General features: G+C 62.6%; 12 protein-coding genes. 8 read left to right on the top strand and 4 right to left on the bottom strand.

What is annotated here, in order from left to right; genetic code table 11:
* Positions 1–55: 55 nt before the first annotated feature.
* Positions 56–1,183, top strand: coding sequence for a cellulase-like family protein (locus B5T_RS21520; RefSeq protein WP_014996643.1), 1,128 nt, complete (start codon positions 56–58; stop codon positions 1,181–1,183).
* A gap of 22 nt (positions 1,184–1,205) precedes the next feature.
* On the opposite strand, the gene B5T_RS21515 is transcribed toward B5T_RS21520, so the two are convergent.
* Entirely contained in the window at positions 1,206–2,123 is a 918-nt protein-coding gene (locus B5T_RS21515; RefSeq protein ID WP_014996642.1) for a homoserine kinase, read from the bottom strand.
* A 164-nt stretch (positions 2,124–2,287) separates the two neighbouring features.
* On the opposite strand from B5T_RS21515, the gene B5T_RS21510 reads away from it, so the two are divergent.
* From B5T_RS21510 to tmpT, 3 genes are all read left to right on the top strand, one after another.
* Positions 2,288–3,319, top strand: coding sequence for an alpha/beta hydrolase (locus tag B5T_RS21510; protein WP_014996641.1), 1,032 nt, complete (start codon positions 2,288–2,290; stop codon positions 3,317–3,319).
* A 218-nt stretch (positions 3,320–3,537) separates the two neighbouring features.
* Positions 3,538–6,303, top strand: coding sequence for a DNA polymerase I (polA, locus tag B5T_RS21505; RefSeq protein WP_014996640.1), 2,766 nt, complete (start codon positions 3,538–3,540; stop codon positions 6,301–6,303).
* A 68-nt stretch (positions 6,304–6,371) separates the two neighbouring features.
* Positions 6,372–7,037 (top strand): thiopurine S-methyltransferase, encoded by a 666-nt coding sequence (tmpT, locus tag B5T_RS21500; RefSeq protein ID WP_014996639.1) that lies wholly within the window; start codon positions 6,372–6,374, stop codon positions 7,035–7,037.
* An 18-nt stretch (positions 7,038–7,055) separates the two neighbouring features.
* On the opposite strand, the gene trmY is transcribed toward tmpT, so the two are convergent.
* From trmY to B5T_RS21485, 3 genes are all read right to left on the bottom strand, one after another.
* The gene (trmY, locus tag B5T_RS21495; protein ID WP_014996638.1) at positions 7,056–7,655 is read right to left on the bottom strand and encodes a tRNA (pseudouridine(54)-N(1))-methyltransferase TrmY; all 600 of its coding nucleotides are present in this window, start codon (positions 7,653–7,655) and stop codon (positions 7,056–7,058) included.
* A gap of 95 nt (positions 7,656–7,750) precedes the next feature.
* The gene (locus tag B5T_RS21490) at positions 7,751–8,044 is read right to left on the bottom strand and encodes a HigA family addiction module antitoxin (protein ID WP_014996637.1); all 294 of its coding nucleotides are present in this window, start codon (positions 8,042–8,044) and stop codon (positions 7,751–7,753) included.
* Positions 8,044–8,322 carry a type II toxin-antitoxin system RelE/ParE family toxin gene (locus B5T_RS21485; protein WP_026948751.1) on the bottom strand — a complete coding sequence of 93 codons (279 nt, stop codon included), beginning with the start codon at positions 8,320–8,322 and terminating at the stop codon, positions 8,044–8,046. Before B5T_RS21485 ends, B5T_RS21490 begins: the two co-directional genes overlap by 1 nt.
* Positions 8,323–8,443: 121 nt before the next feature.
* On the opposite strand from B5T_RS21485, the gene B5T_RS21480 reads away from it, so the two are divergent.
* The 4 genes from B5T_RS21480 (at position 8,444) to B5T_RS21465 (ending at position 12,354) form a co-directional block, all read left to right on the top strand.
* The gene (locus tag B5T_RS21480; RefSeq protein ID WP_014996635.1) at positions 8,444–8,929 is read left to right on the top strand and encodes a YajQ family cyclic di-GMP-binding protein; all 486 of its coding nucleotides are present in this window, start codon (positions 8,444–8,446) and stop codon (positions 8,927–8,929) included.
* Positions 8,930–8,959: 30 nt separating this feature from the next.
* A complete protein-coding gene (locus B5T_RS21475; protein ID WP_014996634.1) occupies positions 8,960–9,475 on the top strand; it encodes a hypothetical protein in 516 nt (171 codons plus the stop codon).
* Positions 9,476–9,608: 133 nt separating this feature from the next.
* Positions 9,609–11,678 carry a VIT and vWA domain-containing protein gene (locus tag B5T_RS21470; RefSeq protein WP_014996633.1) on the top strand — a complete coding sequence of 690 codons (2,070 nt, stop codon included), beginning with the start codon at positions 9,609–9,611 and terminating at the stop codon, positions 11,676–11,678.
* A 199-nt stretch (positions 11,679–11,877) separates the two neighbouring features.
* Entirely contained in the window at positions 11,878–12,354 is a 477-nt protein-coding gene (locus B5T_RS21465) for a peroxiredoxin (protein ID WP_014996632.1), read from the top strand.
* Positions 12,355–12,405 lie beyond the last annotated feature (51 nt).

Raw genomic sequence — 12,405 nt, 5'->3', positions numbered from 1 at the left:
AGCGCGGCGCCGAAACCGGTATGCTGATGCGCTTGTTTGAATAAGAGCAGAGCGGATGGGTGAGCAGGAACCGTCAGCAGGTAAGGAGAGTGAGCGCCTCGCCCTGGCGTGCTGGGATTATGCCTGGCCGCTGGCGAGTGAGTACCGGTCTCTGGACCGTGTGCTGGACGAGACGGTGGCTCGCGGCTTTAACGCTCTGCGCCTGGATCCTTTTCCCCACCTGCTGGCGGCGCCGGCGCGCGGTGTTCATATGGACCGCTGCGAGCTGGATGTGCCCGCCGACCCGCGCCGCGATCTGTCCGCCAGCAAGGCCACCATCCGCATCCGCCGCGGCGTGAGGCGGCTGCTGCAGGGCGCCGCCGACCGAGGCCTGTCGCTGTGGCTGCACAGCCATTTCCTGCCGGATTCCCGGGCTCGCCGCTCTTTCGTGCGACGGCCGGAGGATTTCGTCGATGTCTGGGCCCAGACTCTGGGCCTGATGCGTGAATGGGACCTGCTGGACCGGGTGGTGGCGGTGGATTTCTGCCACCAGTTCCCCCAGCCGCCGGCGGCCCATGGGCTGATCCGCCGGGTGTTCGGCCGGTCACCGGAGCGGCCGCTGCCACGGCATTGGAGCGAGCGCGAGGAGCGGTCCCTGGAAGCCTATCTGGTGGAAGTGCCGAGGACGCTGCGGGCGCTGTTTCCCGGTGTGCGTTTCGGGGTCAGCTGTGGCGCCGGACAAAGCGAGTATCTGCGGCAGATGGACACCGGAGAACTGGATTTCCTGGAGCTGGCGCTGTGGCTTGATGATGATCCCCGTTTTCGCCTGGCCAGCGGCGAGCGTCTGCCGGTGCCCGGCCGGCTTGGCCGGATGCTGGCGCCGCCGGTGCGGCAGCTGTTGATGGAGGCCACCGGCGAGCAGTGGTTGCGGCGCCTGCACGATCAGTTGAACCGGCGGCTGGCGTTCGCCCGGCTGCGGCGCATGGAACCGGTCCTCGGCGACGGCTATTTGCAGGTGTCCCGGCCGCCTTCATCGCTGCCCCGGGGCTGGGCGGCGTTCATCGAATCCACCGTGGATCAGGCGCTCACCGCCGGCGTATCGGTGATGACGCCGACCAGTCTGGCGCGGCCGCAGACGGCCTGGTTATGGCAGGAGCAGGATTGGCTGGAGCAACTGAACCGGCGCATCCGCGCCGGTGGGTAGCGGCACCCGCATCAACGAAGGATCACAGACTGAGCGCGTTGAAGCGGTAGCCAAAAATGCGGGCGAATTCCGCCGGATCCTTGCTGCCTTGCCCCTCGGCGTCGGCGGACACCGGCCCGGCCAGTCGGGACAGCCAGAAACGCAGCGCCGCCACCGCCAGAGCCAGTGCCAGCACTTCCTCGTCGTAATGCCCCCCGCCTTCACGGTAACCGACCAATAACGCCGCCTCACGGCGTGGAACCGGCCGGCCGTCGGCGGCCACGCACCAGTCGTTCAGCGCCACCGCCAAGTCGTATTCCGGGCGTTCCGCGCAGGCGTTGTAAAAGTCCAGCACGCCGCTCAGGTGATCGCCGTCGAACAGCACGTTGTCGCGAAACAGGTCGGCGTGGACCAGTACTCCGGTGGGGGGCGTCTTTTTCCAGCGTTTCAGGATCTGGGCGGCCTGATGGGTGGCGGCGTCCGGCAGCCGCGTGGACTGTTCCATGAAGCGGGCCAGCCGTTCCCGTTCATTGGGCAGGCGGCCGAGGTCGTCGATCGGCGCCTGATGCAATTGCGACAGCACATGGCCGATCTGGCGGCAGTGTTCCACCTGTGGGGTCAGACAATGCTCGCCGCGCAGGCGCGGCATTAACACCGCCGGTTTGCCCTCCACCTCGTGAACGGTGCGCCCTTTGCCGTCCGCCAGCGCCGGTGCCACCGGCAAGCGTGCCAGCGCCAGGTCGGACACCACCTTGATGTAGGGCGCCAGCTCGTCCTCGTCGAACTGTTCGAACACGGTCAGCACCACCTCCCGGGTGGCGCCATCGTACTGGCGGGCTTCGATCAGGAAAGTACTGTTTTCAATGCCGTGGCTGGCGGCGGTGGCCGATACCAGCTCCAGGTTGTAATGCGTCAGCACCTCGGCGATGCGGCGTTGGGACACGGGCGTGTAGACGGACATGAACGTCTTCCTTGAAGCACAGGGCATCCACCGGGGGGAGTGGGCACCCGAAAAACGGCCGGGGATGACCGAGCCGTTTACATTGACCGATGGTATAACTCTCGCATTTCCCGGGCACGATTTGTAAAAAATATTTTACAAATCTCCTCAGCAAGGATGAAGACATGGCGTTACAACACACCCTGGAGCGGCACACCGTCCGCACCCTGATGAAACTCCCCGGTGGCGCTCTCGGGCGTCTGGCCGGTCTGGTGGAAAAGGTCGACCGTGGCCGTCTGGATCCGCGCCTGCGCTTGTTACTGGCGCTCGGCGACGGCCGCAAGGGGTTTCATCAACTGCCGCTACCCAAGGGGCGTGCTCTTTATGCGCAGATGATCGACATGCTCGATGTTGGCCACGAAACAGTAGCCCAGGTCAGTGATTTGCGCGTGCCGGTGGCCGGCGGCGATATCCTGGTGCGTTTGTACCGCCCGGTGGCGGCGCCGATTCCGGCCCCGGCCATCGTTTATTTCCACGGCGGCGGTTTTACCATTGGTTCCGCCGCGGAATACGACCGCCTGTGCCGTTATCTGGCCAACCGCACCGGCGCGGTGATCCTCAATGTGGACTACCGGCTGGCGCCGGAGCATGTGGCCCCCACCGCCGCGGATGACGTGGTGGCCGCCTGGCGGTGGATTCTGGGCCAGGCCGATACGCTGGGGCTGGATGTCCAGCGTCTGGCGGTGATGGGGGACAGCGCCGGCGGCAATCTTAGCATCGTCACCGCGCAGCAGGCGGCACTGGAAGGGCTGGCCAAGCCGAAACTGGTGGTGGCGGTTTATCCGAAAACCGACGGCGAGACGAACTTCGAGTCGGCGGTGACCCTGGGGGCCGGGCAAGGCGGGCTGGACCGGGACATGATCACCTGGTTCCACCAGCAGTACCTGCCTGATGACAGCCTGCTGGACGATATTCGCGTCTCGCCGCTGCGCAACCCGGATCTACAGGGGCAGCCGGAAACCATCCTGGTGACCGCCACCGATCCGCTGCGCGACGAAGGCCTGGCCTATGGCGAAAAACTCAAGGCCGCCGGTGTCACCGTGGTGAACCTGGATTACCCGGAACTGGTGCACGGCTTCATCACCATGGGTGGCGTCATCCCTGCCGCCCGCAACGCGGTGAACGCCATCTGCCGGCAAATCCGCGAGCGTCTCTGAACCGCTTTCCCGCAAAAGGGACTACGGCGCCGCTGTAGGAGCCTGCCCTGCAGGCGAATTGGACCCTCTCTCACGTTGGCTAATTCGCCTGCAGGGCAGGCTCCTACAAGAGGACCACCACGAGCGCCGCGTTCTCCAAAATGCACGTTCTCCGGTCGATTGAGCCCGAGCCTTCGCGTTACACTGTGGCCTTTCTTCACAGTGACCCAGGGACCCCCATGGCCGAGTCCAAACCGATCATTCTTGTCGACGGTTCTTCCTATCTTTACCGCGCTTTCCATGCCTTGCCGCCGCTGACCACCTCCAATGGTCAGCCCACCGGCGCGGTGCGGGGCGTGGCGTCGATGCTGCGCAAGCTGATCAAGGACTACGATCCGGAATACATGGCGGTGGTGTTCGACGCCAAGGGCAAGACGTTTCGGGATGAACTGTTCGAGGAGTACAAAGCCAACCGGCCACCGATGCCCGATGAACTGCGCGAGCAGGTGCAGCCGCTGCACGATCTGATCCGCGCCATGGGGCTACCACTGATCGTCGAAGAGGGCGTCGAGGCGGACGACGTGATCGGCACCTTCGCCCGCCAGTTCGGCGGCGAGGGCAAGGACGTGCTGATCTCCACCGGCGACAAGGACATGGCGCAGCTGGTCAACGGCAAGGTCACCCTGATCAATACCATGACCGACACCCTGTTCGACGTGGATGGGGTGAAGAACAAATTCGGCGTCGGCCCGGAGCTGATCATCGACTTCCTGGCACTGATGGGCGACAAGGTGGACAACATCCCTGGCGTTCCCGGGGTCGGTGAGAAAACCGCTCTGGCCCTGTTGCAGGGGCTCGGATCGATGGAGCAGATCTACGCCAACCTGGACAAGGTGGCGGAACTCTCCGTGCGTGGCGCCAAGACCCTGGGCAAGAAACTGGAAGAGCACCGTGAGCAGGCGTTCCTTTCCTACAAGCTGGCCACCATCAAGGTGGATTGCGAGCTCAAGGAAGCGCTCAAAGACCTGAAAATGGGCGATCCGGACACCGAAGCCCTGATGCACCATTACCGCACTCTGGAATTCAAAGGATGGCTGGCGGAACTGCTGGAAGGCGAGGATCCGGCGGCTGGCGCTGCGGCGGTTGAGGGTGAAGGGGGAGAGCAGGGTGCGATTCAGCGTGATGGCTACGTCACTATCGTCGACGAGGCCGGGCTGGAGGCCTGGGTGAAGAAGCTGGGCAAAGCCAAGGTGTTTGCTTTCGACACCGAGACCACCAGCCTGGATTATATGCAGGCGCGTCTGGTTGGCGTGAGTATGGCGCTGGCGCCGGGTGAAGCCGCTTATATTCCATTCGGACACGATTACCCCGGAGCGCCGGATCAACTTCCCCGGGAACGGGTATTGGCCGCTCTCAAGCCGATCCTGGAAGACGACACCATCAAGAAGGTGGGCCAGAACCTCAAATACGACATGAGCGTGCTGGCGGTGGACGCGGAGATCACCCTGCGCGGGGTGGCCTTCGACACCATGCTGGAGTCCTATGTGCTGGATTCCGTCGCCACCCGCCATGATATGGACTCCCTGGCGCTCAAGTATTTGGGCCACAAGACCATCAGCTTCGAGGAAATCGCCGGCAAGGGCGCCAAGCAGCTGACCTTCAATCAGATTGGCCTGGAGGAAGCCGGTACCTACGCCGCCGAGGACGCGGACATCACCTGGCGGCTGCACGAAGCGCTGTGGCCGAAGCTGGAGAAGGAAAAGTCCCTGGAGCGGGTGTTCAAGGAAATCGAAATACCGCTGGTGCCGGTACTCAGCCGTATCGAGCGCAACGGCGCCTATGTGGACGCCGCCAAACTGCGGCACCAAAGCCAGTATCTGGCCAAGCGCATGGCGGAACTGGAAGAGAAAGCCTACGAGCTGGCGGGACAAAAATTCAACCTGGGCTCGCCCAAGCAGCTCGGTGAAATCCTCTACACCAAGCTGGAAATTCCGGTAATCAAGAAGACCCCGAAAGGCGCGCCTTCCACCGCCGAGGCGGTACTGCAGGAACTGGCGCTGGAGTACCCGTTACCGGAAGTGATCATGGGCTACCGGGAAGTGGCCAAACTGAAGAACACCTACACCGACAAGCTGCCGGAACTGATCGACTCCCGCACCGGCCGGGTGCACACCTCCTACCATCAGGCGGTGGCGGCCACCGGACGGTTGTCTTCCAGCGATCCCAACCTGCAGAACATTCCGGTGCGCAGCGAGGAAGGGCGCAAGATTCGCCAGGCGTTTTCCGTGCCTCCGTCGGACGGTAAAGAGGCCCGCAAGATCGTTGCCTGCGACTATTCCCAGATCGAGCTGCGGATCATGGCCCACCTCAGTGGTGACAAGGGTCTGCTGGACGCCTTCGAAAAGGGGCTGGACATTCACCGCGCCACCGCCGCCGAGGTCTGGGGCAAAACCGTGGATGAGGTCAGCGACAACGAACGCCGCAATGCCAAGGCCATCAACTTCGGCCTGATCTACGGCATGAGCGCCTTTGGCCTGGCCAAGCAACTGCGCATACCGCGCGGCGAGGCGCAGGAATACATCGACCGCTACTTCGAGAAATACCCGGGCGTGCGCCGCTACATGGATGACACCCGCGCCACCGCCGCCGATAAAGGCTACGTGGAAACCCTGTTCGGGCGCCGTCTGTATCTGCCGGAAATCAACAGCCGCAACGGTCAGCGGCGTCAGGCCGCCGAACGCACCGCCATCAACGCGCCGATGCAAGGCTCCGCCGCCGATATCATCAAACGGGCCATGGTGCAGGTCCACGACTGGCTCGACACCACCGACTTTGATGCCCTGATGATCATGCAGGTGCACGATGAGCTGGTCTTTGAAGTGGCGGAGACGCAGGTGGAATCACTGGTCAAGGAAGTGCGCCAGCGCATGGAGGCCGCCGCCGAACTGAAAGTGCCGCTGATCGTGGATGCCGGCATCGGTGACAACTGGGAAGAGGCGCATTGAGCCTCTCAATCCCGAGGTTCAATATCGAGAGCGGTCCACGACAACGGAATTCATGATCAGGAGCCCCCATGGAATCTCATTTCTGGGAAGAAAAGTGGCACAAACAAGAGTTGGGGTTTCACCTGCCGTTCGTGAACCCGGTACTTAAACGCAATCTGCCGGTCTTTGACTTGCCGGCCGGCTCCCGTGTGTTCCTGCCGCTGTGTGGCAAGACCCTGGACATGAGCTGGCTACTGGAACAAGGCCACCGGGTGGTGGGCGCCGAACTGAGCGAGCTGGCGGTGCGCCAACTGTTCGAGGAGCGGGGTGTGGAACCCGAGGTGGACGACTGGGCCGGAGGACGCCGTTGGCACCACGGGGGCCTGACGGTATTCCAGGGCGATCTGTTCGAACTCACCGCCGAGCAATTGGGCCCGGTGGATCTGGTCTATGACCGGGCCGCTCTGGTGGCCCTGCCCGAGGCCATGCGTGCCCGCTATGCGCCCCATATTGGCGCGCTGACCGGCAATGCGCCGCAATTATTGATCAGCTTTGAATACGACCCGACGGAGATGGACGGTCCGCCGTTCCCGGTGTTCGCCGAGGAAGTGCGGCAGCTCTATCAGGATCAGGTGCGCTACGCTCTGCAAGAACTGGTTCGCCAGGACGTTATCGAGAAGCAGGACCGTTTCAAGGCCGCCGGCGTGACGTCGTTTGTGCAGGTGGCGTGGAAACTGAGTCCGCTGTCCGTTTGAGGGAACAGCGGACCCGCTTTACACGCCCTGAATATCCAGGGCGTTGTGAATCAGCACCACGCATTGGGACGCGAACAGCATTTTCGGGCCCAGGCTGATTTTCTCCGCCCCCAGCCGCTTGAGGCTGTTGAAGCTCTTCTTCGGCATGGGAATGTGGTCGGTGAGCAGAAAGCAAGGATTGTCGGGGAAGTCCACGTCCTGGATCGGCTCGCCTTTCTTGTCCATGACATAAAGCTGGTAGTCGTTGGCCAGGTCCTGAACCAGCTTCTCGAAACTCAACGTACTCACGGTAATACCCGGTGCCACCGTCCGGGTTTGTTCCTTGCCCATACCCTGGGACACGTCCAGGGCGGTGGCGATCCTGTCCAGCAACGCCTGCTCGTGGAAGCCGCCGAGATCACGGATATCGTCGGCGACGAAAGCCACGGTGCGTGAATAGTCCTGGGTGCTTTCCAGTACCAGGTAGACGGTGACATCGTCGCGGTGGGATTGCGCAACGAACAGGGCGTTCATCAGGCTGTGCGCCAGAATCTCGGTATGGGCGGCCTGTCCCACACCTTCGCGCAGGCGGCGACTGTCGGTGGGGGCGGCTCGGGCGCGCAGCACGAAGGCTCTCATGATCGTTGCTTCATGGTGATTGGGGCGGCTAGTGTCGGCGATTGTGCCGGGCGCGGCAATGCAACGCGCTTGCGGCGGAGAAGGGTTCCGGTGGTTCAGGCAACCTTGAAATCGATGGCCTGGACCTTGTCCAGATTGATCCGTTGCCGTGCCTGCCAGAGGTCGTAAAGGTCCTGCAAGGCCAGCCAGCTTTCCGGAGTTCGCCCCAGGGCTTTTGATAGGCGCAAAGCCATTTCCGGGCTCACGCCGCTGGCCCCGTTAAGGACGCGACTGAGCGAGGAGGGAGAGATATCCAGCTTTGCCGCCAGCGCACGCACACTTAAACCGTGAGGTTCCAGGTAGACCTCTCGGATGAACTCACCGGGGTGTGGGGGATGGTGCATGTTCATCAGTGATAATCCTCGTAGTTCAACACATAGGCGTTGCCGTCCTTGAATTCAAAGGTCAGACGCCAGTTTCCGCTTACCCGGATGGACCAGCGCCCCTTTGCTTTTCCTTTCAAGGGGTGCAAGGAGAAGCCCGGGATATCCATATCCTCAATGACCGTTGCGGTATCCAGGGCGGCCAGTTGCATCCTCAGACGCTTGGCATGAGTGGTTTGAACACCGGCGGTGGAGCCGGTGGTGAAAAACCGCTGCAGTCCTTTGTGGCGGAATGATTTGATCATGGTGATGGATTATAAGATGTTGCGTGTTGCGCAACAAGGGTGCTTCGCTCCTCAGGCAAACCCCGTATAATCCCCCCGCGGGGCCGTCCTGGCCGGAATCAACTGAAGCAAGGAAAGAACCATGCCGTCCTTCGACATCGTTTCCGAAACCGATGAAGTGGCGCTGCGCCACGCCGTGGATAACGCTAACCGGGAGCTGGCCAGCCGCTTTGATTTCCGCGGCGTGGAAGCCAGTATCGAACAGAACGGGCTGTCGGTGACGCTGAAGACCGAATCGGAATTCCAGGTTCGCCAGCTCGAGGAGCTGTTTGCCAAGGCCTGTGTAAAACAGAATCTGAGCGCCGCCGGCGCCGACCGGGAAGACAAGCCGGTGCACAGCGGCAAGACTTTCTCCCTGACCCTGGCTTTCAAGCAGGGCATCGACCAGCCCACCGCCAAGAAGATCGTCAAGATGATCAAGGACAGCAAGATCAAGGTGCAGGCATCGATCCAGGGGGACCAGGTGCGGGTCAATGGCAAGAAGCGGGATGACCTGCAGCAAGTGATCGCCATGCTCAAGGAATCCAAGCTGGAACTGCCGCTGCAGTTCAACAATTTCCGCGACTGACCGGCGCCCTTGATAGCGGAGCAAAGTGCCATGTCGAATCAAACCGTATCGGAGCAAACAAGGGCGCTGGCCCGGCGGTTGACGCTGGTGTGGTTCGCGGTGCTGTCGGCGCCGCTGCTGGTGGGCGTCGCCATCGCGTTGCTGGTGGCTTACGGACACTTCCAGCCGCTGGCGGAACTGGTGCCGGCGGACACCGCCCGCATGGTGGCGGTGGGCGCCATGGGATTGGTGCTGGTGGTGGCGCGGCCGTTGCGCAAGGTGCTGCTGGCCCCGCAAACGGTGGCCGCGCGGCCGCTGAAGGACCCCCGGGCGACGAGCGCCGAGGGCCAGGAGCTGGCGGCGCTGAAGGCGCAGGCGGGAGCCTTCTCGTTCCTGGGCGTGATGGACCTGGTGTCGGTGCTGGTGATCGTGCTCAGTCTGGCCCACGCCGACGCGGTGCTGGCCCTGATCAACGGTGTTTTCAGCCTGATCCTGGCGCTGGTGGCCAAACCGGATTTCGCCGCTCTGATCAATGACGTGGCCACCGAGTTGCGTCGCCCTTCCTGAAGCCCCCCATTCGCCAGAAAGCGACGGAGCGCTCTAATTGAACACTGTCCGAAACATCTTGTTAATGAACATCGTTTAATAAACGGGTTGTCCTGTGTCTAAATTAAACAACGTTCAAATAAGGGGAATGACAATGACACTCACAGGACGAACCTTCGGACATTGGTTGTTGGGGCTGGCGTTGGTGATGAGCGCGAAGATCGTGGCGGCGGCGGGCCTGATGACTCCGGCGGACGGCAGTGAGCCGCCGCTGAGCATTCGCGAGCAGCATGTCACCGTGGATGTGGAGGACGGTTACGCGGTCACCGAGGTGGAGCAGGTGTTCCACAACCCCCACGACCGCGATTTCGAGGCCTGGTACAGCTTCCCGGTACCGCGCCAGGCGGCGGTGGCGGAGTTCACGGTGTGGATCGACGGCAAACCGGTCACCGGCGAGGTGCTGGAGAAGCAAAAAGCCCGCGAGGTCTACGAGCAGGAAAAAGCCGCGGGCCGCGACGCCGGTCTGATGGAAAAGGACGATTACCGCACCTTCGACGTGCTCGTCAACCCGGTACGGGCGGGCCAGGACACCCGGGTGCGGCTGGTGTATCTGCAACCGGCTTTTGTCGATACCGGCATCGGCCGTTATGTCTATCCGCTGGAAGAGGGCGGCGTGGATGAAGAGCGCCTGTCATTCTGGACCGCCAACGACAAAGTGGAGCAGCATTTCACCTTCACCATGAACCTGCGCACCGGCTATCCGGTGGAGGCGGTGCGTCTGCCCAAGCATCCACAGGCTCAGGTAAAACAGCTGGGGCCGCAACAATGGCAAGTGACGCTGGACAGCCGTGCCGGAGCCGCCGAAGGGACGGAAGAGAGCGTGGCGCCGGCTGGCGAAGGCGAGGACCCGGCGGCGCCAAAGGCGGCCTTCCGACTTGACCAGGATGTGGTGGTGTACTGGCGGCACGCGGCGGATCTGCCGGGCAGCGTGGACCTAGTGGCTTATCGTGCCGCCGGCGCGTCCCGCGGGACCTTCATGCTGAGCCTGACGCCCGGGGACGATCTGCAACCGATCACCACCGGCAGCGACTGGGTATTCGTGCTGGATATTTCCGGATCCATGCACGGCAAGCTGGCGACGCTGGCCGAAGGGGTCAGTCAGGCGTTGGGTAAACTGCGCCCCGGCGACCGCTTCCGCATCGTTCTGTTTGACGATCACGCCAGTGAGCTCACCAACGGCTATGTGGTGGTGAACCCGGAAAACGTGCGCCATTACGTGAAGCGGGTTCAGGCCTTGGGCCCCCAGGGCGGCACCAATCTGTTCGATGGCCTGAAACTGGCGCTACGGCCTTTGGATGCGGACCGTCCCACCGGCATCGTGCTGGTGACCGACGGCGTCGCCAACGTCGGCGTCACCGATCAGAAGAAGTTTCTCGACTTGCTTGAGACCCATGACGTCCGCTTGTTCACTTTCGTCATGGGCAACAGCGCCAACCGGCCGATGTTGACCGCGCTCACCGACGCCAGCAAGGGCTTCGCGGTGAACGTCTCCAACAGCGATGACATTGTCGGGCAGATTCTGCTGGCCACCAGCAAGGTCACCCACCAGGCCATGAATAATGTGAAAGTAGAGATCGACGGAGTGAAAACCGCCGACATGATCCCCGAGCGCTTCGGCACCGTATACCGGGGCCGCCAGATGGTGCTGATGGGGCACTATTGGGGCCAGGGCCCGGCGGACGTGACGCTGACCGCCGAGGTGGGCGGCGAAAAACGGCGCTACAAAACCCGCTTCGAGTTTCCGGCCAGCGGCGGCGACAACCCGGAACTGGAGCGGCTGTGGGCCTACGCCACCATCGAGGGGATGCAACGGGAGATCAATAACTTCGGTGACAACGCCGACCTGCGTAACGGTATCGTCGATCTGGGCCTGGAGTACGGCCTGGTCACCAACTACACCTCCATGGTGGTGCTGCGGGAAGAGATGTTCCAGCAGTATGGTATTGATCGCGATAACGCCAAACGCCGCGATATCGAACGTCTGGCCAAGGCCCAGCGCGAACAGGCAGCACCGGTTTCCAATCGGGTTGATGGTTCGCAACCGATGTTCAAGGGGCATCGCCCGTCCACGGGCGGCGGCGGTGGTGGTGGCGCGTTCGGACCGTTGGCCTGGCTGCCGTTCCTGATTCTGTTGCTGGGCGGATGGTGGCGGCAGCGTCGCTAAGAAGAGATTAGGTCCCATTGAGCAAGTGTGTCGCGGCCCTTTTCACTATGAAAAGGGCCGCGATGTCTTTCTGCCGTCGGCACCGGGCCCGGCCATGCCGGTGATGCTGGGAGCGATCACGGATAGCATGCTACATTGACCCGGATTTCCTGGCGCGGAGCGCGCCCTGGCTTCAACGACAACCAAGCGGGACCTGATCATGACTATATCCGTTGGCGATAAGCTGCCTGACGTCACCATCAAAACCAATGGCGCCAAAGGGCCGGAAGACCTGCCCACCGGCGATTTCTTCAAAGGCCGCAAGGTGGTTTTGTTCGCCGTTCCCGGCGCTTTTACCCCCGGCTGTTCCGTGACCCACATGCCCGGTTTCGTGGTGAACGCCGATGCGTTGCTGGAGAAAGTGGACGCCATCGCCTGCATGGCGGTGAACGACGCTTTTGTCATGGGCGCCTGGCAGCAGGATCAGAACGCCGAACACATCACCATGCTGGCGGACGGCAACGCCGAGTTCACCCGTGCCCTGGGCCTGGAGCTGGATGCCAGCGGCGCCGGGCTCGGTATCCGCAGTCAGCGCTTTGCCCTGATCGCCGAGGACGGCGTGGTGAAGTATCTGGGCGTGGACGCCAAAGGCGTGGACAAAAGCAGCGCGGAAACCGTGCTGGCCGAGCTGGGCTGAGAGGTATCCGCCGGTGCGCGCCGGTATCGGCGGACCATGAATTTTATGTAA

The organism is Alloalcanivorax dieselolei B5 (assembly GCF_000300005.1).
Taxonomy (GTDB): Bacteria; Pseudomonadota; Gammaproteobacteria; order Pseudomonadales; family Alcanivoracaceae; genus Alloalcanivorax; species Alloalcanivorax dieselolei.
The sequence above is the reverse complement of the archived record's forward strand: the minus strand, read 5'-3'. Positions and strand labels throughout refer to the sequence as shown.